This is a genomic window from Delftia sp. DLF01, assembly GCF_014852125.1.
GTDB lineage: Bacteria > Pseudomonadota > Gammaproteobacteria > Burkholderiales > Burkholderiaceae_C > Comamonas > Comamonas acidovorans.
Window position 1 is genome coordinate 1360092 of record NZ_JACVAZ010000002.1, and the last position, 21220, is coordinate 1381311.

Annotated in this window: 20 protein-coding genes; 16 read left to right on the plus strand and 4 right to left on the minus strand. The window is 68.9% G+C overall.

Annotation, left to right across the window (positions count from 1 at the left end; all coding sequences use genetic code 11):
- Positions 1-16: 16 nt before the first annotated feature.
- Positions 17-1222: a LysM peptidoglycan-binding domain-containing protein gene (locus IB269_RS14605; RefSeq protein WP_192367462.1), complete on the minus strand. Its 1206-nt coding sequence runs from the start codon at positions 1220-1222 to the stop codon at positions 17-19.
- 199 nt (positions 1223-1421) lie between these two features.
- On the opposite strand from IB269_RS14605, the gene def reads away from it, so the two are divergent.
- The 8 genes from def to IB269_RS14645 all read left to right on the plus strand — a co-directional run bounded on the left by def (position 1422) and on the right by IB269_RS14645 (position 7325).
- Complete coding sequence (gene def, locus IB269_RS14610) at positions 1422-1934, plus strand: peptide deformylase (RefSeq protein ID WP_012202765.1); 513 nt, start codon at positions 1422-1424, stop codon at positions 1932-1934.
- A complete protein-coding gene (locus tag IB269_RS14615) occupies positions 1931-2470 on the plus strand; it encodes a hypothetical protein (RefSeq protein ID WP_192367463.1) in 540 nt (179 codons plus the stop codon). Before def ends, IB269_RS14615 begins: the two co-directional genes overlap by 4 nt.
- 35 nt (positions 2471-2505) lie before the next feature.
- The gene (gene fmt, locus IB269_RS14620; protein ID WP_192367464.1) at positions 2506-3498 is read left to right on the plus strand and encodes a methionyl-tRNA formyltransferase; all 993 of its coding nucleotides are present in this window, start codon (positions 2506-2508) and stop codon (positions 3496-3498) included.
- The gene (locus tag IB269_RS14625; protein WP_192367465.1) at positions 3495-4358 is read left to right on the plus strand and encodes an AzlC family ABC transporter permease; all 864 of its coding nucleotides are present in this window, start codon (positions 3495-3497) and stop codon (positions 4356-4358) included. The genes fmt and IB269_RS14625 overlap by 4 nt, the downstream gene beginning before the upstream one ends.
- On the plus strand, positions 4358-4693 hold the full coding sequence (locus IB269_RS14630; RefSeq protein ID WP_012202761.1) for an AzlD domain-containing protein: 336 nt from the start codon (positions 4358-4360) through the stop codon (positions 4691-4693). The genes IB269_RS14625 and IB269_RS14630 overlap by 1 nt, the downstream gene beginning before the upstream one ends.
- A gap of 182 nt (positions 4694-4875) precedes the next feature.
- Positions 4876-6069 carry a phosphoglycerate kinase gene (locus tag IB269_RS14635; RefSeq protein ID WP_043783159.1) on the plus strand — a complete coding sequence of 398 codons (1194 nt, stop codon included), beginning with the start codon at positions 4876-4878 and terminating at the stop codon, positions 6067-6069.
- A 120-nt stretch (positions 6070-6189) separates the two neighbouring features.
- Entirely contained in the window at positions 6190-6729 is a 540-nt protein-coding gene (locus IB269_RS14640; RefSeq protein ID WP_012202759.1) for a hypothetical protein, read from the plus strand.
- A complete protein-coding gene (locus IB269_RS14645) occupies positions 6726-7325 on the plus strand; it encodes a FlgO family outer membrane protein (protein ID WP_012202758.1) in 600 nt (199 codons plus the stop codon). The genes IB269_RS14640 and IB269_RS14645 overlap by 4 nt, the downstream gene beginning before the upstream one ends.
- A 74-nt stretch (positions 7326-7399) precedes the next feature.
- Here IB269_RS14645 and IB269_RS14650 read toward each other — a convergent pair whose 3' ends face one another.
- Positions 7400-8281 (minus strand): DMT family transporter, encoded by an 882-nt coding sequence (locus tag IB269_RS14650; RefSeq protein ID WP_034389732.1) that lies wholly within the window; start codon positions 8279-8281, stop codon positions 7400-7402.
- Between the two features lie 88 nt (positions 8282-8369).
- Here IB269_RS14650 and pyrF point away from each other — a divergent pair, with 88 nt between their 5' ends.
- The 4 genes from pyrF to IB269_RS14670 all read left to right on the plus strand — a co-directional run bounded on the left by pyrF (position 8370) and on the right by IB269_RS14670 (position 12247).
- Entirely contained in the window at positions 8370-9197 is an 828-nt protein-coding gene (gene pyrF / locus IB269_RS14655) for an orotidine-5'-phosphate decarboxylase (protein WP_012202756.1), read from the plus strand.
- Between the two features lie 20 nt (positions 9198-9217).
- On the plus strand, positions 9218-10123 hold the full coding sequence (locus IB269_RS14660) for a LysR family transcriptional regulator (RefSeq protein WP_012202755.1): 906 nt from the start codon (positions 9218-9220) through the stop codon (positions 10121-10123).
- 155 nt (positions 10124-10278) lie between these two features.
- On the plus strand, positions 10279-11262 hold the full coding sequence (locus IB269_RS14665) for a Bug family tripartite tricarboxylate transporter substrate binding protein (RefSeq protein WP_192367466.1): 984 nt from the start codon (positions 10279-10281) through the stop codon (positions 11260-11262).
- Between the two features lie 7 nt (positions 11263-11269).
- A complete protein-coding gene (locus IB269_RS14670) occupies positions 11270-12247 on the plus strand; it encodes a succinylglutamate desuccinylase/aspartoacylase family protein (RefSeq protein ID WP_192367467.1) in 978 nt (325 codons plus the stop codon).
- A gap of 3 nt (positions 12248-12250) precedes the next feature.
- On the opposite strand, the gene IB269_RS14675 is transcribed toward IB269_RS14670, so the two are convergent.
- Positions 12251-13405, minus strand: coding sequence for an NAD(P)/FAD-dependent oxidoreductase (locus tag IB269_RS14675; protein ID WP_192367468.1), 1155 nt, complete (start codon positions 13403-13405; stop codon positions 12251-12253).
- An 8-nt stretch (positions 13406-13413) separates the two neighbouring features.
- The gene (uvrA, locus tag IB269_RS14680) at positions 13414-16527 is read right to left on the minus strand and encodes an excinuclease ABC subunit UvrA (protein ID WP_099752183.1); all 3114 of its coding nucleotides are present in this window, start codon (positions 16525-16527) and stop codon (positions 13414-13416) included.
- Positions 16528-16800: 273 nt separating this feature from the next.
- Here uvrA and IB269_RS14685 point away from each other — a divergent pair, with 273 nt between their 5' ends.
- The 4 genes from IB269_RS14685 to IB269_RS14700 all read left to right on the plus strand — a co-directional run bounded on the left by IB269_RS14685 (position 16801) and on the right by IB269_RS14700 (position 21068).
- Positions 16801-17976, plus strand: a complete 1176-nt coding sequence (locus IB269_RS14685) for an MFS transporter (protein WP_043796511.1) — start codon at positions 16801-16803, stop codon at positions 17974-17976.
- Between the two features lie 160 nt (positions 17977-18136).
- Complete coding sequence (gene ssb / locus IB269_RS14690; RefSeq protein WP_013804622.1) at positions 18137-18706, plus strand: single-stranded DNA-binding protein; 570 nt, start codon at positions 18137-18139, stop codon at positions 18704-18706.
- An 86-nt stretch (positions 18707-18792) separates the two neighbouring features.
- The gene (locus IB269_RS14695; RefSeq protein WP_043790915.1) at positions 18793-19290 is read left to right on the plus strand and encodes a hypothetical protein; all 498 of its coding nucleotides are present in this window, start codon (positions 18793-18795) and stop codon (positions 19288-19290) included.
- 323 nt (positions 19291-19613) lie between these two features.
- On the plus strand, positions 19614-21068 hold the full coding sequence (locus IB269_RS14700) for a SulP family inorganic anion transporter (protein ID WP_225614103.1): 1455 nt from the start codon (positions 19614-19616) through the stop codon (positions 21066-21068).
- Positions 21069-21220 lie beyond the last annotated feature (152 nt).

Here is a 21220-nt window from a genome sequence, read left to right on the forward strand (position 1 = left end):
GGCAGGCCGCTGGGGCTCAGGGAGCCGGCGAGGTCAGGCTGTCGCCCACCTCGACGCCGCGCCGTGCCTCCAGGATCAGCGCGTAGGAGACGCGGTCGAAGGTGCGGAACACCATGGCGTGGCCATTGCGTTCATCGGGCAGCTGCACCTGCTCCTTCTTGTCGCCCGTCTTGTCCACAATGCGCGCGCCACGGCGGATCAACTCCAGCACCGTGCCCACGTCCATGCCGTCCTGCGTGCCCTTGTTGATGGCAATGACCTGGTTGTTGGCCGCCCAGCGCACGGCCTGGTCGCCGTACAGCGACACCACATGGGCCTTCACGGCAGCCTGCGGCGCATGCGGCGCATAGTTCATGTAGGTTCGTTCCGGTGCGGGCAGCAGGCGGTCGCCAGCACGCATCTCTGTCTTGGCGCGCGACAGGTCCACCGTGGCGGGAGAGGCCTGCTCGTGCTTTTCGCCCTTGCTGTCCACGATCTCCAGCGAGGTCTCGCCCTCGATGAGATCGGCCAGGCCCAGGTACTTGGCCTCGTAGCCCAGCACCTCGCCGGAGATGGGGTCCTTGAGCGCCACCGCATCGCGGAAGACACGGTACTGGCGCGGCAGGCCGTCGCCCTTGCGCAGCGGCGCCTCGGCCGTGCCGCGTGCATAGGCACGGTCACCGCTGGCCATGAGCACGCGCTCGTCCGTGGTGGCGATGAGGCGGGGTGCGCGCAGCAGCGTTTCGGCATCCACCACCAGCGGCTCGGCCAGGAAGGGCTCGATCAGATGGGGCTGCAGCGTGGGCAGGGCCGCCTGCGCCAGCGACTCGCTGCGTGTGCTCGGAGACACGCGCACCACACCGGGCTCGCCGCCGTCGCCCATGGGACGCGCCGTGCTCAGGCGGGCATAGCCATCACGCTTGTCCAGGTACAGCACCTGGCCCGGATAGATGAGGTGGGGATTGGCGATGGCCTGCATGTTCATGCCCCACAGCTCGGGCCAGCGCCAGGGACGGCGCAGGTACATGCCGGAGATGCCCCACAGCGTGTCGCCGCGCTTGACGGTGTAGCTGTCGGGCGCATCGGGCGCCAGCTCGCCCACGGGAACGCCCTGCTGGGCCACCTGCTGGGCGGCCGAGCGCTGCGATGCCGTCACCGGAAGCTGCTGCGCGTGGGCCGCTGCGAACGCAGCGATCAGGGCCGTTGCGACAGTCCAGGTACGAGCTGTGGCGAATGCAGTCATGGAATTCCTCTTCTTGTGGCTGACGCAGCGTCCCTCCTAGGCACTGCGGCACGGCCGATCTTGTCATGAACGGCCATACAGGTCTTACAAATCAGCAAAGATTCTGCGTGCAAGGCCATGAGAGGGCAACGCTTATTGCGTCGTCCCGCTGCGCCCAGGCAGAAAAGTGGCGAAAATAACGACATTCACCGACCACGCCATGTCCATTCTGCCCATTCTTTGCTATCCCGACCCCCGTCTGCACACCGTCGCCAAGCCGGTTGCCAAGGTCGATGACCGCATTCGCCAGCTGGTCCAGGATATGTACGCCACCATGTATGACGCCCAGGGCGTGGGCCTGGCAGCCACCCAGGTGAACGTGCACGAGCGCGTGGTCGTGGTCGATGTCTCCGAAGGCCGTGACGAGCCCTTTGCGCTGATCAACCCGGAGCTGCTCTGGGCCAGCGAGGAAACGCAGCTGGGCGAAGAAGGCTGCCTGTCGGTGCCCGGCATCTATGACGGCGTCGAGCGCTCCACCGCCATCAAGGTCAAGGCCCTGGACGAGAACGGCAACGAACGCATCATCGAGGCCGAAGGCTTCAAGGCCATCTGCATCCAGCATGAGATGGACCACCTGATGGGCAAGGTCTTCGTCGAATACCTGTCGCCGCTCAAGCGCAACCGCATCAAGACCAAGCTGCTCAAGCAGCAGAAACAGGCAGAACGCGCATGACCCACCTGCCAGCGCTTCGCTTCATGCCGCGCTGGAAGATGGACGGCGCGGGCCTCGTTGCCTGGGCGCTGCTTGCCCTGGCCTTGTCCCTGCTGCTTGCCGGCTGCGCCGTGCCCGAGTGGCAAAAGCCCGGCACGCCGCGCTCCGAGATCGAGCGCTCCATGGGCCGCCCGACCCTGAGCCTGCCGCTGGACTGTGGCGGCACGCGCCTGGTCTACAGCCGGCAGCCTGCGGGCCAGCAGGTCTACCACATGGATTTCGACGCCAACCAGCGCCTGGTGCGCGTGGAGCAGGCGCTCACCATCGAACGCTTCCACGCCCTGCGCAATGGCGAGGACACCCGGGAAAGCGTGCGTCAGCTGTTCGGCCCGCCTGCGCTGATCGAGAGGGTCTACAGTTTCAACGGCGACATCTGGACCTACCGTATTCTGGAAAATGGCATTCGCCGCCAGGCCCATGTGCATATCGACCCCGCCGGCGTGGTGCGCCGCGTGATGTTCACCGACGAAGTGTTCAACGACGACGACCGTCGTTGAGCCGGCACACCGTCCCACTGTCCCTACTGGATTGCATGAGAGTCATTTTTGCCGGCACGCCCGAGTTCGCGCGCGTTGCCCTTGAACGCCTGCTCGCCGCGGGCTTTACCGTCCCCCTGGTGCTGACCCAGCCCGACCGTCCCGCCGGGCGCGGCATGAAGCTGCAGGCCTCTCCCGTCAAGCAGTGCGCTCTGGAGCATGGCATTGCCGTGGCCCAGCCGCGCAGCCTGCGCCTGGACGGCAAATACCCCGAAGAGGCCGCCGCCGCCCGCGCCGCCATCGAAGCGGCCCAGGCCGATGTCATGGTCGTGGCCGCCTACGGGCTGATCCTGCCGCAGTGGGTGCTCGATACGCCCCCGCGCGGCTGCCTGAACATCCACGCCAGCCTGCTGCCGCGCTGGCGCGGCGCCGCCCCCATCCACCGCGCCATCGAGGCCGGCGATGCCGAGACCGGCGTCACCATCATGCAAATGGATGCAGGCCTGGACACGGGCGACATGTGCCTCATCGAGCGCCTGCCCATCACCGCCGACGACACCACGGCCAGCCTGCACGACAAGCTGGCCGACCTGGGCGGGCGCCTCATCGTCGAGGCGCTGGAGATGAGCGCCTGCGGCGGCCTGCCGCGCACGCCCCAGCCCGCCGAGGGCGTGAACTACGCGCACAAGATCGAAAAGGCCGAAAGCCAGATCGACTGGCACCAGGATGCCGAGGCCATTGCCCGGCGCCTGCGCGCCTTCAACCCCTTCCCGGGCGGCGCCACGCAGTACGGCGATGAAGCCATCAAGGTCTGGGAGGCTCACGCAGACCCCGCCGACCCCGCCGTCGCCGTGGCGGCGGCAGCGCCCGGCACCGTGCTGTCCGCAGGCGCCGACGGCGTGCGCGTGGCCTGCGGCCATGGCGTGCTGTGCATGACGCTGCTGCAGCGCGCGGGCGGCAAGCGGCTGGCGGCGGGCGATTTCCTGCGCGGCTTCGATCTGCCTGAAGGAGCCGTTCTGGACGGTGCTGCCAGCGGCGGCACGCCATGAACCTGCAGCCCCTGGTGGAGCGCGCACGCGGCATTGCGCGCGATCCCGCCTTCATGACCGGCGTGCGCGACATGTCGGGCACAGCGCTGGGCATAGGTGCCTGGGGCCTGGTCACGGGCGTGGCCATGATCAAGAGCGGCATGTCCCTGCCCCTGGCGCTGTTCATGGGCCTGCTGGTCTATGCCGGCAGTGCCCAGCTGGCCGTGCTGCCGCTGATGGCCGTGGGCGCGCCCATGTGGGTGGTCTGGTTCACGGCCATCTGCGTGAACCTGCGCTTCGTCATCCTCAGCAGCATGTGGCGCAGCTACTTTGCCCACCTGCGCCTGCGCCACCGCCTGGCCATCGCCTATTTCAGCGGCGACGTGATCTTCGTGGGCTTCATGAAGCGCTACCCCGATGCCCGGCCCCAGCCCGAGCAGTTGCCCTATTTCTGGGGTGCCGCCTCGACCAACTGGCTGGCCTGGCAGATCCCGTCCACGCTGGGCATCCTGCTGGCCGACCAGGTGCCCCTGTCCTGGGGCCTGGGCTTTGCGGGCGTGCTGGCCCTGATGGGCGTGCTGCTGTCCATGCTCAACGACCGTGCCACCTGGGTGGCAGGCGTGGTTGCGGCCAGCGCGGCCGTGGCGGCCTTTGCGCTGCCGCTCAAGCTCAATATCCTCGTGGCCATCGCGGCAGCCGTGGCCGCAGGCCTGCTGGCGGAAACGCTGCAGCAGCGTCTGCGCGCACTGCAGGCGCCTGAAAAAGGGGAGTCGAGCCCGGTGATTCTCCCGCCCGATACAGCCCATGGCGAGCGCCATGCCCGGCTGCCGCTGGACGAAGACGTCCGACCCGTGCAAACCAAGGAAAAGGAAACGCTCTGATGGATCTGTCCTGGCTGTGGCCCTGGCTGGCCTGCGTGGGCCTGGCGGCCATCACGCTGTTCACACGCGCCTTCTTCCTGATCCCAGAGCGCGAGGTGCCCCTGCCGCAATGGCTCAAGCGCGGCCTCAAGTACGCGCCGCTGGCGGCCCTGGCGGCCGTGATTGCGCCCGAGATCGTGATGACCAACGGCCGGCTGATCTCCACCGTGGTCGATGCGCGCCTGCCGGCCCTGGCTTGCGCGGTCATGTATTTTTTTTACAAGCGCAGCATCATGGGAACGATCGCGCTTGGCATGGCGGTCTATCTGCCACTGCATATCGGCCTGGGCTGGTAGGCGCAGCGCGGCCGAGAGCGCCCGGCTCCCCGGCTGAAACCGGATTACAGGCGCTCCCGATGCCCCGGATCGCCGGTGCGCACGCCCGCTGCCAGGCCGGGCACGCCGCCTACAATGGCCGCGCTTTACCTCTTTTTCGTTTCAATTCCATGGCGATCGCCACCGATCGCAACGCCGCCGTCATGAACATTCTCCGTTTCTCCGATCTGTGCGCCCAGGGCAAGGCCCAGGGCCAGCGCGTCTTCATCCGCGCCGACCTCAACGTGCCCCTGAACGATGCCGGCGAGATCACCGAGGACACGCGCGTGCGCGCCTCCGTGCCCGCCATCGAGATGGCACTGAAGGCCGGCGCCGCCGTGATGGTGACCAGCCACCTGGGCCGCCCCACCGAAGGCGAGTTCAAGCCCGCCGATTCGCTGGCGCCCGTCGCCCGCCGCCTGGGCGAGCTGCTGGGCCGCGAAGTGCCGCTGGTCGCCGACTGGGTGGACGGCGTGCAGGTGGCGCCCGGCCAGGTCGTGCTGCTGGAGAACTGCCGCGTGAACGTGGGCGAGAAGAAGAACAAGGAAGAACTGGCCCGCAAGCTGGCCGCGCTGTGCGACATCTTCGTGCACGACGCCTTCGGCACCGCCCACCGTGCCGAGGGAACCACCTACGGCATCGCCCAGTTCGCGCCCATTGCCTGCGCGGGCCCCCTGCTGTCGGCCGAGATCGACGCCATCACCAAGGCCCTGGCCAACCCGCGCCGCCCGCTGGCCGCCATCGTGGCCGGCTCCAAGGTGTCGACCAAGCTGACCATCCTGCAGTCGCTGGCCAAGAACGTGGACCAGCTCATCGTGGGCGGCGGCATTGCCAACACCTTCATGCTGGCGGCGGGCCTGAACATCGGCAAGAGCCTGGCCGAGGCCGATCTGGTCGGCGAGGCCCGCGCCGTGATCGACGCCATGGCCGCACGCGGCGCCGAGGTGCCGATTCCCACCGACGTGGTGGTCTCCAAGACCTTTGCGGCCGACGCGCCCGCCACCGTCAAGAAGGCCACCGAAGTGGCTGACGACGACATGATCCTGGACATCGGCCCCGAGACCGCCGCCCGCCTGGCCGAGCAACTGCGCAAGGCCGGCACCATCGTCTGGAACGGCCCCATGGGCGTGTTCGAGTTCGACCAGTTCGCCAACGGCACCAAGGTCGTGGCCCAGGCGATTGCCGAGTCCGACGCCTTCAGCATCGCCGGTGGCGGCGACACCCTGGCCGCCATCGCCAAGTACGGCATCGAGGACAAGGTCGGCTACATCTCCACGGGCGGCGGCGCCTTCCTGGAGGTGCTGGAAGGCAAGACCCTGCCCGCCTTCGAAATCCTGCAAAAGCGCGCCAACGGCTGAGCACGGCAACATCCGGATACGGGGCACTTTCTTGTCAGTGCCTCGCGGCGAAGCCACAATCGACACTTTGCGCAGCTGCAGCAATCCGCCGCAGCGCGCCCCCGCACCGAGGAGAAATCCATGCGATCGTTCAAATCCGCTGGCGGCCTGGCCCTGGCGGGCCTCTGCCTGGCCCTGGCGGGCTGCGTCAATGCACCGATGACCAGCTACTTCGAAGCCACGGCCCAGCCCAAGATCGGCGCTGCCGGCCACTGGGACTCCGTGGCCAACGATGTCGTCGCCAAGACGCTGGAGACACTGCAAAAGACCGGCATCGAGCGCACCACGCCGGTCCACGTGGCCCTGCCGGCCGAGCCCAGCCAGTTCGACAAGGGCTTTCGTGAGCTGATCATCACCAAGCTCGTGCAAAGCGGCGTGACCGTCATGCAGCAGCCGGCCCAGGCCCAGCTGCAGGTGAGCTATGGCGCCCAGGTCGTGCGCCACGGCAAGCGCCTGCCCAACCCCGAACTCGTGCTGACGACGACGGTGGTGCGCAACAACCAGTACCTGGCGCGCAAGACCGACGTCTACTACCTCGAAAAGAGCGACGCCGTGCTGTTCACGGCCGAGGACGAGCGCCCCGAATTCCCCGCCAAGAACCTGAAGGTGGTGGGCCAATGACACTGCGCACGCCCCTCCTGCCTGCCGCACTGGCTGCGGCGGCCCTGCTGTCCGCCTGCGCCGTGCCCGCTCCCGCGACCACGCCCGAATCGTCGGCCGCGCGCCGCGGCGAGCCCACCTACCAGTCGGCCGCAGCCAACCCCTTCATCGCCAGCAGCCGCGCTGCCGTGGACGAGCTGGTCAAGGGCCTGAACACCGAGGAACTGGGCGAGGCGCCCGTGCTCGTGGCCACCGTGGTCAACGTCAACGACCTGACGCGCTCGGCCCCCCTGGGCCGCACGCTCAGCGAGCTGTACGCTTCCCAGCTGTCCGCCAAGGGCTACAACGTCAAGGAGCTGAAGCTGCGCGGCGATGTGTACGTCAAGGAAGGCACGGGCGAGCTGCTGCTGTCGCGCGAGATCAAGGACATCGCCCGCAACCACAATGCGGCCCTGGTCCTGGTGGGCACGTACTCGGCGGCTGCCAAGTACACCTATGTGAGCCTGAAGCTGGTTCGCACCGACGACAGCCGCATCGTGCGCAGCCACGACTACGCGCTGCCCAACAACATCGACATCCAGCGCCTGCTGGGCGCCCCGGCCACGGCGCAACGCTGAGGCCCTGCGGCCTGACTGCGCCCGTGTGCGCAGTCAGGCTGCGTCTTCTTCTCCCGACCTTCCCCTGCTTGCCCTCAGCGGCCGCGCGCCGGCCACAGCACCGAGGCGATGGCCACCACCATCAGCGCCACGGCCGTCCAGTCCTGCCAGTGCAGCACCTCGCCCAGCCACCAGGCGCCGCTGAACACGCCCAGCACGGGGATCATCATCACGCTCAGCGTGGACGCCACGGGCGGCAGGCTGCGCGCCAGGAAGAACCAGACCGTCTGGCCAAAGCCCAGCACCAGCACGCCGTTGAAGACGATGGCACCCGTGGCCTGGGCGTCGGGCCAGTGCCACAGGTGGCGCTCGAAGACGAAGGCCAGCACCGTGAGCGTCAGCGCGGTCAGCGCCACCATCCACAGCGTCATCGTCAGCAGGGGCACGGGCACCTCGGCGCGGCGCAGCTTCTGCGTGCCGAAGGCCCAGCTCAGCGCGGCGGCCAGCATCAGGCCCACGCCGATGGGGCGGCTGCCCAGGGCGCCGACCTCGTGCCACAGCAGCAGGAGCACGCCCGCCAAGGCCGCCGCCACACCCGCCCAGGCACGCGGCGCCAGCCGGTCATGGAAGAACAGGCTGCCCAGCACGGCCGAGAAGATGGGCATGGTGTAGCCCAGGATGGCCGCCCGCCCGCTGGACAGCATGGGGATGGCAATGATGATCAGGCTGTTCCACAGCACCATGTTGAACAGCGTCAGCTGCGCCAGCCGGGGCCAATAGGCACGCGGCACGGCCAGCGGCAGGCGGCGCCAGACCACGAAGGCCGCCAGGATGGGCAGTCCCACCCACATCGAGGCCATGCGGAAACTCAGCGGCGGGAAATGCTGCACGCCCAGCTTCATCACCGGCCAGTTGATGCCCCAGATCAGGGTCAGCGCGATCAGCAAAAGGATTTGTCGGGCGGTGAAGGCAGGCATAGGCCGCCGATTGTGCCCGCGGGCCGCCAGGCCCGCTGGATGCCCGGCGACAGGCCCCGGGAAGGGCCGATCGCTAAAATCGCGCCCCATGACCTTTCTCGACATGCTGCGCAATGCCACCGCCCAGAACCAATCCATGCTGTGCGTGGGCCTGGACCCCGAACCCAGCCGCTTTCCTGCGGCCATGCGCGGCGATGCAAGCAAAATCTACGACTTCTGCGCCGCCATCGTCGACGCCACGGCCGACCTGGTGAACTCCTTCAAGCCCCAGATCGCCTACTTCGCGGCCCACCGCGCCGAAGACCAGCTGGAAAAGCTCATGGCCCACATGCGCGCCGTCGCCCCCCATGTGCCCATCATCCTGGACGCCAAGCGCGGCGACATCGGCTCCACGGCCGAGCAATACGCCAAGGAAGCCTTCGAGCGCTACGGCGCCGATGCCGTGACCCTGTCGCCCTTCATGGGCTTCGACTCCATCACGCCCTACCTGCAGTACGAGGGCAAGGGCGCCTTCCTGCTGTGCCGCACCTCCAACCCCGGCGGCGACGACCTGCAGGCGCAGCGCCTGGCCGACCTGCCGGGCCAGCCCCACCTGTTCGAGCATGTGGCGCGCCTGGCCCAGGGGCCCTGGAACACCAACGGCCAGCTCGGCCTGGTGGTGGGCGCCACGCGCCCGCAGGAAATCGAGCGCGTGCGTGAATTCGCGCCCTCGCTGCCGCTGCTGATTCCCGGCGTGGGCGCCCAGGGGGGCGATGCCGTGGCCACGGTCAAGGCGGCGCGCATCGGCGGCGGCCCCATCATCATCAATTCCTCGCGTGCGGTGCTCTATGCATCGCAAGGCGACGACTTCGCTGCCGCCGCGCGCACCGCCGCCCAGGCCACGCGCCAGACGCTGCAAGACGCAGCCGCTGCCTGAGACGGCAGGGAAGCCCGGCCATGCAAGGCAAATGGCTGGAAGACTTCCTGCTGCTGGCCCAGGAGCGCAGCTTCACGCGCGCGGCCGAGCTGCGCCATGTCACCCATCCGGCCTTCGGGCGGCGCATCCGCGCGCTGGAGGCCTGGGCCGGCACGCCCCTGGTCGAGCCCGGTGGCGGCCCCGTGCGGCTGACGCCGGCCGGCGAAGCCTTCCGCGATACGGCCGAGCAACTGGTGCGCACGCTGGCCCAGTCGCACGATGAACTGCAGGCCGTGGCCGGGCGCCAGGCCCGCGTGATCACCCTGGCCACGGGGCGCACGCTGGCGCGCACCATCGTGGCCGACTGGCTGACGCGCCACGGCAGCGTGCTGCAGACGGCCGAGCTGCGCGTGGTCACACGCACGCTGGACGAGACCGTGGCCATGCTGCAGCGCGGCGAAGTCAGCTTCACGCTGGTCTACCACCACGCCGCCATTGGCGTGCGCCTGGACGGTCGCCAGTTCAGCTACCTGACGGTGATGCAGGACAGGCTGGTGCCCGTGGCCCGCGCCGATGCCCAGGGCCGTCCGCTGTACGAGCTGTCGGCCAGCCACCAGCCCGTCGCTCCCGTGCCCTACCTGGCCTTCTCGCACAGCATGGCCCTGGGCCGCCTGGTGGAAGACCACCTGGCCCGGCATCCGCTGGCGCCGCGCCTGCGCCGCTGCGTGGACTGCGACTCGGCCGACGCCCACTACGAATACGTGCTGCGCGGCCTGGGCCTGGCTTGGATGCCGTGGTCCATGGTGCGCGGCGACTGCCAGGCCGGCCGCCTGGCCGTGGCCGGCGACCCGGGCCTGGAAGTGCACTTCGACGTGCGCCTGTACCGTCCCAAGCGCCACCTGGGCCCCGCGGCCGAGCAGTTCTGGAGCGACATCACGGGCGCCTGATGGGTGCATGCGTGCGCCCTCCTGGTGCAAACCCGCACCGCGCTGTGGAACAAGCGGGTTTTGGTGCTGCAATGGCTCCGCCTCGTGCCGAATCAGCACCAAATGCCTGGGTAGTCCTTCGCACAATCAATCTCATACATTTCAGGAATAACCCCATGCCCAGCAACTCCCTCCTGCGCCGCACCGCCCTGGCCTGCGGCCTGCTGATCGCCGCCACCGGCAGCGCCTTCGCCGACGACGCCGCCAGCTACCCCAACCGCGCCATCACCATGATCGTGGGCTACCCCGCCGGCGGCAGCACCGACCTGGTGGGCCGCTTCGTGGCCGATGGCCTGGCCTTGCGCCTGGGCCAGCCCGTGGTGGTGGAGAACCTGGGAGGCGCCGGCGGCGCCATCGGCGCGCAAAAGGCCGTCAAGGCCACGCCCGACGGCTACACGCTGTTCGTGGGCGCCAACAACGAGCTGGCCATCGCACGGCTGATCAACAAGAGCATCAAGTACTCCATCGGCGACTTCACGCCCATCGGCATGATCGGCTCCCAGCCCATGGTGCTGGTGGCCTCGCAGAAGGCCGGCGTCAAGACAGCCGCCGAGTTCAGCGCCCTGGTGGCCAAGAACCCGGGCAAGTTCAGCTACGGCAGCTCGGGCGTGGGCACGGCACTGCACCTGGCCGGTGAAATGATCAAGGAGCAGGGCAAGCTGCACATGACCCACATCCCCTACCGCGGCGTGGCGCCCCTGACCACGGACCTGGTGGGCAACAACATCGAGTTCGGCATGTTCGTGCTGTCCTCGGGCCTGCCCCAGATCCGCGCGGGCAAGGTCATCGCCCTGGGCACGACGGAGGCCAAGCGCTCGGCCATCACGCCCGACATCCCGGCCCTGTCCGAGCTGCCCCAGTACAAGAACGTGGACATCAACGTCTGGTTCGCGCTGATGGCGCCCAAGGGCCTGCCCGCACCCGTGGCCGCCAAGGTCAAGAAGGCGCTGGACGAGACCATGGCCTCGCCCGAGTTCCGCAAGAAGATGGAAGAGGCAGGCTCGGTGGTGGCCGATCCCAAGACGGATGCCGGCAAGTACATCAACGCCGAGATCGCCAAGTACACAAAAATCGTCCAGTTTGCCCACATCGAGAACTGAGCCAGCCATGGACGCTTTGCAATTTGACCTCCCCCTGCCCGACCTGAGCGCCTGGCGCGCGGGCAATACCGGTACCGAGGGCGTGTGGCAATTCGACTCGGGACGCCCGGGCCGCCACGTGATGATTTCCGCGCTGGTGCACGGCAACGAGATCTGCGGCGCCTGGGCCGTGTCCGGGCTGCTTCAGGCCCTGAACAACGGCCTGGCGCTGGACAACGGCCGCCTGACCCTGGTGCTGGCCAACCTCGATGCCTTCGACCGCTTCGACGCGGCCAGCCACGATGCCTCGCGCTTCGTGGACGAGGACATGAACCGCCAGTGGATAGACGCACGCATCGACGAGGGCAGCACCCGCGAGCGCCGCCGCGCCGCCGCGCTGCGCCCCTTCGTGCAGCAGGCCGACTGGCTGCTGGACCTGCATTCCATGCACGAGCCCTCGGCCCCGCTGCTGCTGACCGGCATGCAGCCGCGCAACCGCGATCTGGCACGCCAGATGGGCGCGCCGGCGAACATCGTCGTGGATGCCGGCCACAAGGACGGCACGCGGCTGCGCGACTACGGGCGCTTCGGCCTGCCCGACGCCGAGGCCGGCGACTCGCGCTCGCTGCTGATCGAATGCGGCTTCCACGGCGATCTGGCCAGCCGCGACGTGGCGCACGACCAGTGCCTGCGTTTCCTCGAAGTGGCCGCCATCTTCGACAACAGCGCGCTGCAAGCCGCCCTGCCCGGCTGGAAGCAGGCCGACGCACCGGCCCAGTGGGCGCTGGAAGTCACGGCGCCCGTGGTGGCCAAGAGCAGCGGCTTTCGCTTCACGGCGCCGTTCACGGGGCTGGAGCGCTTCGAGAAGGCCGGCACGGTGATCGGCGACAACGATGGCGAGCCGGTGATCACGCCCTATGGCGACTGCGTGCTGGTCATGCCCTCGGTGCGCCAGGCGCGCGCGGGCGTGACCGTGGTGCGCTTTGCGCGGCGCTCGCCGCTCTGAGCCTCAGGGGCGCTGACAGCGCGCGGGCGACAGCCGTTCAGGCTGCACGCCCTGCGCGGCCAGGCGCACATCCAGCGGCTCGCCGCACAGCAGGTTGCGCGCCAGCAGGCTGTAGCCGAAGGCGCTCTGTATGCCGTAGCCGCCCTGGGCGGCCACCCAGAAAAAGCCCGGCAGCGGCGCAGGCGAGGCATCCCAGCCCACGGCCATCTCGCCGTCGGCCACAAAGCTGCGCAGCCCGGCCCAGGTGTGGGAGGGGCGGCGGATCTGCAGCGTGGTCACTTCCTCGATGCGCCAGATGCCCGTGGCCACGTCCAGCTCCTCGGGCGCCACGTCCTGCGGCGCCACGGGGTCGGCGTTGGCGGGCGAGCCCAGCAGCTGGCCTGCATCGGGCTTGAAGTAAAAGCCCTCGTCGGCGCTGATCACGGCGGGCCAGTGCGCGGCGTCCATGCCTTCGGGCACGGCAAAGGTGAAGGCACTGCGCCGCTTGGGCACCAGGCCGATGGGCGCTGCGCCCGCCAGCGCGCCCAGCGCATCGGCCCAGGCGCCGGCCGCGTTGACCACGCAGCGCGCACGCACCCGGCTGCCGTCGGCCAGGTCCACGGTCCAGACACCTGCGTCATGCGCCAGCGCACGGACCTCGGCGCTGCAGCGCAGCTCGCCGCCGCACTGGCGCAGGCCGCGCAGGAAGCCCTGGTGCAGGCCATGCACGTCGATGTCGCGCGCGCCGTCGTCCGCAAAGCCATCGACCAGCAGCGTGGTGTTCAGGCAGGGCACCAGGGCCTTGAGTTCATCGGGGCCCAGGCGCCGCGCCTGGGGCGAGTGCAGGAGCGCCTCGGCATGGGCGGCATCGAGCAGGTCCTTCTGCGCGGCCGTGCCCACATAGAGCACGCCGCGCGGCGCCAGGATGGGCGCTTGCACAAAGCCCTGCGGCGGCTGCTCGTAGAAGGCGCGGCTGGCCCGCGTCAGCGCCTGGACCTGCAGCGGGCCATAGTGCTCCTCATACAGCGCGGCCGAGCGGCCCGTGCTGTGGTAGCCAGGCTGGGATTCGCGCTCCAGCACCAGCACCGAGGCGCCGCCATCGCGCGCCAGCTGCCAGGCGACCGAGGCACCGGCCATGCCCGCGCCCACCACCACGAAATCACGGATGCTGCTGTCCATGGCCGGCCTCACTTTGCGTTCTTGCGGCCTGGCTTGGCCTGCGCGGGAGCCGACGCTGCCTCCAGGTAGGGCCGCAGATAGCGCCCCGTGTGGCTGGCCAGGTTGGCCGCCACGTCCTCGGGCGTGCCCGTGGCCACCACCTGGCCGCCGCCCGAGCCGCCTTCGGGGCCCATGTCGATGATCCAGTCGGCCGTCTTGATCACGTCCAGGTTGTGCTCGATGACCACGATGGTGTTGCCCGCATCGCGCAGCTGCTGCAGCACCTTGAGCAGCAGGGCGATGTCGGCGAAGTGCAGGCCCGTCGTGGGTTCGTCCAGGATGTAGAGCGTGCGCCCCGTGTCGCGCTTGGACAGTTCCTGGGCCAGCTTGACGCGCTGCGCCTCGCCGCCCGACAGCGTGGTCGCGCTCTGGCCCAGCCGGATATAGGACAGGCCCACGTCCAGCAGGGTCTGCAGCTTGCGGGCGATGGTGGGCACGTCCTTGAAGAAGGCATGGGCGTCCTCCACCGTCATCTCCAGGATCTGGGAGATGTTGCGGCCCTTCCACTGCACCTCCAGCGTCTCGCGGTTGTAGCGCTGGCCGTTGCAGATGTCGCAGGGCACATAGACATCGGGCAGGAAGTGCATCTCCACCTTGACCACGCCGTCGCCCTGGCAGGCCTCGCAGCGGCCGCCGGCCACGTTGAACGAGAAGCGCCCGGGGCCGTAGCCGCGCTCCTTGGCGGTGTTGGTCTCGGCCATCAGGTCGCGGATGGGCGTGAACAGGCCCGTGTAGGTGGCCGGGTTGCTGCGCGGCGTGCGGCCTATGGGCGACTGGTCCACATTGATGACCTTGTCGAAATGGCCCATGCCGATGATGTCGTCGTGCGGCGCAGCCTCGCCGCCGGCACGGTGGATCTGGCGCGCGGCCTCGGTATAGAGCGTGTCGTTGACCAGCGTGCTCTTGCCCGAGCCCGAGACGCCGGTCACGCAGGTCAGCAGGCCCACGGGAAAGTCCGCCGTCACGCCCTTGAGATTGTGGCCGCGTGCGCCCACCACGCGCAGGGCCTGCAGTTGCGGCGCGCCGGGGGCGGTTGCGTTGTCGGGATTGGCGGGGGGCTGCTGGGTGCGGGCAGGGAAGCCCTTGGCCGCTGGCCGGGCCTCGCCCTCGGCCGTTGCCTCCAGCACGGGTTGCCAGGGCGTGCGCCGCGCAGGCACTTCGATGCGCTGGGTGCCCGCCAGGTAGCGGCCCGTGGGTGAATCGGGGTTGGCGCGCACCTCTTCGTAGCTGCCCTGGGCCATGACGCGGCCGCCATGCACGCCCGCGCCGGGCCCCAGGTCGATGATCTGGTCGGCCGCGCGCATCATGTCCTCGTCGTGCTCGACCACGATGACGCTGTTGCCGATGTCGCGCAGGTGCTGCAGCGTGCCGATGAGCTTGTCGTTGTCGCGCTGGTGCAATCCGATGCTGGGCTCGTCCAGCACATACATCACGCCCGTCAGGCCGCTGCCGATCTGGCTGGCCAGGCGGATGCGCTGGGCCTCGCCGCCGGACAGGGTGTCCGCGCCGCGCTCCAGGCTCAGGTAGCTCAGGCCCACGTCGTTGAGGAACAGCAGGCGCGAGGCGATCTCGCGCACCACCTTGCCCGCGATCTCAGCCTTGGCGCCCGACAGCTGCAGGGACGCGCACCAGGCATGGGCCTCGGCCAGCGTGGCGTGGCCCACCTCGTAGATGGCGCGTGCCTGCTCGCCCTCGCCAATGCGCACGAAGCGCGCCTCGCGGCGCAGCCGCGTGCCGCCGCAGTCGGGGCAGACGGCGACGCTGCGCAGCCGCGCCAGATCGTCGCGCACCACGCTGGATTCGGTCTCGCGCCAGCGCCGCGTGATGTTGGGAATGATGCCCTCGAAGGGATGGCTCTTGACCATGGACTCGCCCTTGCGCGCGCCGCTGTCGAAGACGTAGCTGAAGGGCATTTCCTCCTCGCCCGAGCCCCAGAGCACCACATGGCGCACCTTCTCGGGCAGCTCCTCGAAGGGCAGCTCCACATCGGTGCCATAGTGGCGCGCCACGCTCTCCAGCATGGAGAAGTAGTAGCCGTTGCGCCGGTCCCAGCCCTTGACGGCGCCGCTGGCCAGGCTCAGCGTGGGGAAGGCGACCACGCGCTCGGGGTCGAAGGACTCCGTGCAGCCCAGGCCGTCGCAGCCCGGGCAGGCGCCCATGGGCGAGTTGAACGAGAACAGGCGCGGCTCCAGCTCGGGCAGCGAATAGCTGCACAGCGGGCAGGCGAACTTGGCGCTGAAGAGGTGCTCTTTGCCGCTGTCCATCTCCAGGGCGATCACGCGGCCGCCGGCGTCGGCGCCGCCCGCGCGCAGGGCGGCCTCGAAACTCTCGGCCAGGCGCTGCTGGGCGTCGGCGCGCACCTTGAGGCGGTCGATCACCACGTCGATGTCGTGGCGCTCGTTCTTCTCCAGCGCGGGCAGGGAATGGGACTCGTGGATCTTGCCGTCGATGCGAAAGCGCACATAGCCCTGGGCCTGCATCTGCGCGAACAGCTCGGCGAACTCGCCCTTTTTGTTGCGCGCCAGCGGCCCCAGCACCATGAGGCGCGTGTCCTCGGGCAGGGCCAGGGCCGCATCCACCATCTGGCTGATGGTCTGGGACTGCAGCGGCAGGTTGTGGTCGGGGCAGTAGGGCGTGCCGGCGCGTGCGAACAGCAGGCGCAGGTAGTCGTTGATCTCGGTCACCGTGCCCACGGTGGAGCGCGGGTTGTGGCTGGTGGCCTTCTGCTCGATGCTGATGGCGGGCGACAGGCCCTCGATCAGGTCCACATCGGGCTTGTCCAGCCGCCCCAGGAACTGGCGCGCATAGGCCGACAGACTCTCCACATAGCGGCGCTGGCCCTCGGCATACAGCGTGTCGAAAGCCAGGCTGGACTTGCCCGAGCCCGACAGCCCGGTGATCACCACCAGCCGGTTGCGCGGAATGTCCAGGTCGATGTTCTTGAGGTTGTGCGTGCGCGCACCGCGGATGGCGATGCGTGACTGCGCCAGCGCCAGGCCAAGGTAGCGGCCGTCGGGCTGGGAGCGGGAGTCGGCGGCCCGGTCCAGGCCGCCGTCTTCGGAAATCGTGTGGGAACCAGGCATCGGGAAAACCCCTGCGAAGGCGAACCCGCCATGATAGGTCAGAACCCGTGCCACCGCATGGCGGCTCGGTCTGCGGGGCGGCAGGGCCTTCTGCGGCGCCCCTTCACAAAACTGTCTTGCACTGCCTTGCATAACCCAGCCACCCCGCAGCGCCGGCCTATGGGCGAGAATGGCGGATTGCTTGCCCCCACAACAGTGCACCCCGTGCTCGATTCCCCCACACCCGTCCACGGCGCCCAGGCGCCAGCCCCCTCCTCGGCCGCATCGGGCCGCATGACCCCGCAGGAACGCCGATCCAGCGCCAGCCTGGCGCTGATCTTTGCGCTGCGCATGCTGGGCCTGTTCCTGGTGCTGCCGGTGTTCGCGCTGGAGGCCCGCAAGTACCCGGGCGGTGACGATCCGGCCATGATCGGCCTGGCCATGGGCCTGTACGGGCTCACCCAGGCCGTGTTCCAGCTGCCCCTGGGCCTGGCTTCGGACCGGTTCGGGCGCAAGCGCGTCATCGTCGCCGGGCTGCTGGTCTTTGCCGCGGGCAGCCTGCTGGCGGCCACGGCCGACTCGCTGCTGGGCCTGATGTGGGGCCGGGGCCTGCAGGGCGCGGGCGCCGTCTCGGCTGCCGTGACCGCGCTGCTGGCCGACCTCACGCGCGACAGCGTGCGCACCAAGGCCATGGCCATGGTGGGCGGCAGCATCGGACTCATGTTCGCGCTGGCCCTGGTGCTCAGCCCCCTGCTGGCTGCCTGGGGCGGGCTGCCTGGCATCTTCGGCCTGACCTGCGCCCTGGCGCTGGCGGGCATTGCAGTCGTGCTCTGGGTCGTCCCGCCCGAGCCCGCGCGCCACGCCGACCAGCCGCGCGGCCGCATGGCCGAGCTGTGGCGCCACGGCGATCTGGTGCGCCTGAACCTGGGTGTCTTCGTGCTGCACACCGTGCAGATGTCCATGTGGGTGGCCGTGCCCGCCATGCTGGTGCAGGCGGGCCTGGACAAGCAGGCGCACTGGCATGTCTACCTGCCGGCCGTGGTGCTGTCCTTCGCCGCCATGGGCGGCCTGTTCGCCATGGAGCGGCGCGGGCGCCTGCGCGCGGCCCTGCTGGGCGCCATCGCCCTGATCACCCTCGTGCAGATCGGCCTGGGCCTGCTGGCGGCCGGCGGCGCGCAGCCGCCACTGTGGGCCATGGCCGTGCTGATGTTCGTGTTCTTCTGCGGCTTCAACGCGCTGGAGGCCACCCAGCCCAGCCTGGTCTCGCGCATGGCGCCGGCCCCGCTGCGCGGCGCGGCGCTGGGCGCCTACAACACGCTGCAATCGCTGGGCCTGTTCGCAGGCGGCGCGCTGGGCGGCGCCGTCGCCAAATGGGCCGGCATGCCGGGCCTGTTCACCCTGACGAGCGTCCTGGCCGTGCTGTGGCTGGTCGTCACCTGGCCGCTGCGCCCCGTGGGCCGCCACGGCTGAACGGCGGATTTTCAGACGGTTACAAGCCGCCACCACAGGCGGTTGCCACGGGATATCCGCCCCCTGCCATCGGCGGACGGCTTGCGGCACAATGGCGCGTCTGGCCCGGGATCCATCCCTCTATGCCCGGGCCACTTCCCTATGTAAAGGTATTTCACTCATGGCATCCGTCAACAAAGTCATCATCGTCGGCAACCTCGGACGCGACCCCGAAATGCGCACCTTCCCGAGTGGCGATCAGGTGGCCAACGTGACCATCGCCACCACCGACCGCTGGCGCGACAAGAACACCGGCGAGAACAAGGAAGCCACCGAGTGGCACCGCGTGGTCTTCAACGGCCGTTTGGCCGAAATCGTGGGCCAGTACCTGCGCAAGGGCAGCCAGGTCTATGTCGAAGGCAGCCTGCGCACCCGCAAGTGGACCGACCAGGCCAGCGGCCAGGAACGCTACGCCACCGAAATCCGTGCCGACAGCATGCAGATGCTGGGCAGCCGCCAGGGCGGCGGCGGTGGCCAGCAAGGCGGCGGCTACGGCGATGAAGGCTACGGCGACAGTGGCTACGACGCCCCTCCCCAGCAGCAGCAACAGCGCCGCCCGGCCCCTGCCCCCATGGCAGCGCCCGCACCGCGCCAGGCTCCTCCCCAGCGCCCCGCTCCTGCGCCCATGGCACCCCCGCCCCAGCGCGCAGCCTCGGGCTTTGACGATATGGATGACGACATTCCGTTCTGATTCGGACCATCAAGGTTCTTGAGCATCCAGACCCGCTTTCCCCGGAAAGCGGGTTTTGTTTTTCCAGGCGCCCGACGACAAATCCCATGCCCCTGCCGCGTGCCAGAACCCTGTTGTGGAGTCTTGTCCTGTGCCTGCCGCTGGCCGTGTTCGGCTGGCTGGCTGCAGCCCTGTGCCTGATCTCGCAGGAGGACTACACGCCCGAGCCCGGCAGCTTCACCTACTACATCGGCATCTCGTCTCTGGTGCGCCATGCGCCCCTGGTGGGCGCGCTGGGCAAGGCGGAGTACTTCGGCACCGTGGGCGACGGCAACAAGCCGCCACACGGCCTGGTGTCCTATGACGTGGAGTTCGCAAGCATTGGCCCCGCCACGCACGCCTTCGATGCCTACCTGCTCGGCAAAGGCTATTCCCGGAGTGCGGACGACGAAACGCCCGGCCCCTCCTACGGCATGGGGCGGCGCGTTCGCCATGCCAGGTACACGGCGGCTTCGGGCCAAGTCGTCTACGTGGAAGTGGTGCAGGCCTCATCGGCCGAGCAAGGCCCTGTGCGCTACCGCGCCACCATGGCGCACTACGACTGATTGCGGCCAGGGGTCCATCCCACGACAGGCAGCACCCCCTCGTACAATCGCGCCCGTGATTTCAGTCCACCGGCACCGTCAACCCGAGGCTCGCCAAGCGCGCAGCCGGGATGCCGCACGCCTTCACAGCTTTACGCTGGCCCGCATCGCGCGCGGCTCGCAGAGCCGGCGCTCGGGCTGCACCCGCCTGGCGCCGCCGTAGCACGGTCGAACCGTACAAGCCGCCAGGTTTCGGGCATCGCCCGACACCCGGCATGTTCATTCCCGTCTACAAAATCCTGCCCCGCCCTGTCACACCCAGCGCGGCGGGGCCGGCCATTTCCATGTCGAAACACCCCCATCCCTTTCGCGCCGAATGGGCGCCCAGCATTCCGCGCGAGCTCATGGCCGGCGCCGTGGCCACCTTTGCGCTGATCCCCGAGGTCATCGCCTTCTCCTTCGTGGCCGGGGTCGATCCCGCCGTCGGGCTGTTCGCCTCCTTCATCATCAGCATCGTCATCGCCTTCACGGGCGCGCGCCCGGCCATGGTGTCGGCGGCAGCGGGCTCGGTCGCCCTGGTGGCCGCTCCGCTGGTGCATGCGCATGGCGTGCAATACCTTTTTGCGGCCGGCATTCTTGCGGGGGCCGTGCAGATCCTGTTCGGCGTGCTGCGCCTGGGCGTGCTGATGCGCTATGTGTCGGGCTCGGTGCGCACGGGCTTCGTCAATGCGCTGGCCATCCTGATCTTCTCGGCCCAGATGCCGCACCTGATCGGCGCCAATGCCGCCACCTGGGCCATGGTGGGTGCCGGCCTGCTGATCATCTACGGCCTGCCCCGGCTGACCACGGCCGTGCCCTCGCCCCTGGTCTGCATCGTGGTGCTGACGGTGGCGGCGCATTGGCTGGACCTGCCCTTGAAGACGGTCGCCGACCTGGGCCTGCTGCCGGACGGCCTGCCCAGCTTCGGGCTGCTGCAGGTGCCGTGGTCGCTGGAGACGCTGCGCCTGATCGCCCTGCCCGCGCTGGCGATCGCCATGGTGGGATTGCTGGAGTCCATGATGACGGCCAGCGTGGTCGATGAACTCACGGACACGCCCAGCTCCAAGAACCGCGAGTGCAGCGGCATCGGCGTGGCCAACATCGCGGCCAGCCTGTTCGGCGGCATTGCCGGCTGCGCCATGATCGGCCAGACCGTGGGCAATGTGCGCTACGGCGGCCGCGGCCGGCTGTCCACGCTGTTCGCGGGCGCCTTCCTGCTGATCCTGATGGTGCTGCTCAAGCCCTGGGTGTCCCAGGTGCCGGTGGCGGCGCTGGTGGCCATCATGGTGATGGTGTCGGCCTCCACGCTGGACTGGGGATCGGCGCGCGCCCTGCTCAGGCATCCCAAGCTGTCCAGCGCCGTGATGCTGGCCACCGTGGTGGTCACCGTGGCCACGGACAACCTAGCCGCCGGCGTGGGCGTCGGCGTGCTGCTCAGCGGGGTGTTCTTCACCTTCAAGGTCTCAAGGCTGCTGTCCGTCGAGAAGACGCAGGACGATGCAGGCCTGACCTACCGCGTCTCGGGCCAGGTCTTCTTCGCCTCGGCCGACCAGCTGGTCGATGCCTTCGACGTGCGGGACATCGAAGGCCGGCCCGTGCGCATCGATCTGACCAACGCCCATTTCTGGGACATCACGGCCGTCAATGCGCTGGACAAGGTCTGCCAGCGCCTGCGCAAGCACGGCAGCACGGTCGAAGTAACAGGCCTGAACGAACACGGCCGGGCACTGGTGTCGCGGCTGGATATCGGCATCGAGTAGGAAACCTGCCCCGGGCATGGTTTCCCTGCGCCGGCAGACCGCTTGCTTTCCTGGGGCAGACGCGGTCTGCTCTTTCGCAAAGAGAAATCCGTCAAATATCGAATGGGTCATTCAGAAAATTCTCTATTTCAAAGAGTTACTCTTTTGAAATA

Excerpts from the sequence above, each read along its gene's own strand:
- IB269_RS14605 (WP_192367462.1), bottom strand. The coding sequence starts at position 1,222 with ATGACTGCATTCGCCACAGCTCGTACCTGGACTGTCGCAACGGCCCTG.
- def (WP_012202765.1), top strand. The coding sequence starts at position 1,422 with ATGTCCATTCTGCCCATTCTTTGCTATCCCGACCCCCGTCTGCACACC.
- IB269_RS14615 (WP_192367463.1), top strand. The coding sequence starts at position 1,931 with ATGACCCACCTGCCAGCGCTTCGCTTCATGCCGCGCTGGAAGATGGAC.
- fmt (WP_192367464.1), top strand. The coding sequence starts at position 2,506 with ATGAGAGTCATTTTTGCCGGCACGCCCGAGTTCGCGCGCGTTGCCCTT.
- IB269_RS14625 (WP_192367465.1), top strand. The coding sequence starts at position 3,495 with ATGAACCTGCAGCCCCTGGTGGAGCGCGCACGCGGCATTGCGCGCGAT.
- IB269_RS14630 (WP_012202761.1), top strand. The coding sequence starts at position 4,358 with ATGGATCTGTCCTGGCTGTGGCCCTGGCTGGCCTGCGTGGGCCTGGCG.
- IB269_RS14635 (WP_043783159.1), top strand. The coding sequence starts at position 4,876 with ATGAACATTCTCCGTTTCTCCGATCTGTGCGCCCAGGGCAAGGCCCAG.
- IB269_RS14640 (WP_012202759.1), top strand. The coding sequence starts at position 6,190 with ATGCGATCGTTCAAATCCGCTGGCGGCCTGGCCCTGGCGGGCCTCTGC.
- IB269_RS14645 (WP_012202758.1), top strand. The coding sequence starts at position 6,726 with ATGACACTGCGCACGCCCCTCCTGCCTGCCGCACTGGCTGCGGCGGCC.
- IB269_RS14650 (WP_034389732.1), bottom strand. The coding sequence starts at position 8,281 with ATGCCTGCCTTCACCGCCCGACAAATCCTTTTGCTGATCGCGCTGACC.
- pyrF (WP_012202756.1), top strand. The coding sequence starts at position 8,370 with ATGACCTTTCTCGACATGCTGCGCAATGCCACCGCCCAGAACCAATCC.
- IB269_RS14660 (WP_012202755.1), top strand. The coding sequence starts at position 9,218 with ATGCAAGGCAAATGGCTGGAAGACTTCCTGCTGCTGGCCCAGGAGCGC.
- IB269_RS14665 (WP_192367466.1), top strand. The coding sequence starts at position 10,279 with ATGCCCAGCAACTCCCTCCTGCGCCGCACCGCCCTGGCCTGCGGCCTG.
- IB269_RS14670 (WP_192367467.1), top strand. The coding sequence starts at position 11,270 with ATGGACGCTTTGCAATTTGACCTCCCCCTGCCCGACCTGAGCGCCTGG.
- IB269_RS14675 (WP_192367468.1), bottom strand. The coding sequence starts at position 13,405 with ATGGACAGCAGCATCCGTGATTTCGTGGTGGTGGGCGCGGGCATGGCC.
- uvrA (WP_099752183.1), bottom strand. The coding sequence starts at position 16,527 with ATGCCTGGTTCCCACACGATTTCCGAAGACGGCGGCCTGGACCGGGCC.
- IB269_RS14685 (WP_043796511.1), top strand. The coding sequence starts at position 16,801 with ATGACCCCGCAGGAACGCCGATCCAGCGCCAGCCTGGCGCTGATCTTT.
- ssb (WP_013804622.1), top strand. The coding sequence starts at position 18,137 with ATGGCATCCGTCAACAAAGTCATCATCGTCGGCAACCTCGGACGCGAC.
- IB269_RS14695 (WP_043790915.1), top strand. The coding sequence starts at position 18,793 with ATGCCCCTGCCGCGTGCCAGAACCCTGTTGTGGAGTCTTGTCCTGTGC.
- IB269_RS14700 (WP_225614103.1), top strand. The coding sequence starts at position 19,614 with ATGTCGAAACACCCCCATCCCTTTCGCGCCGAATGGGCGCCCAGCATT.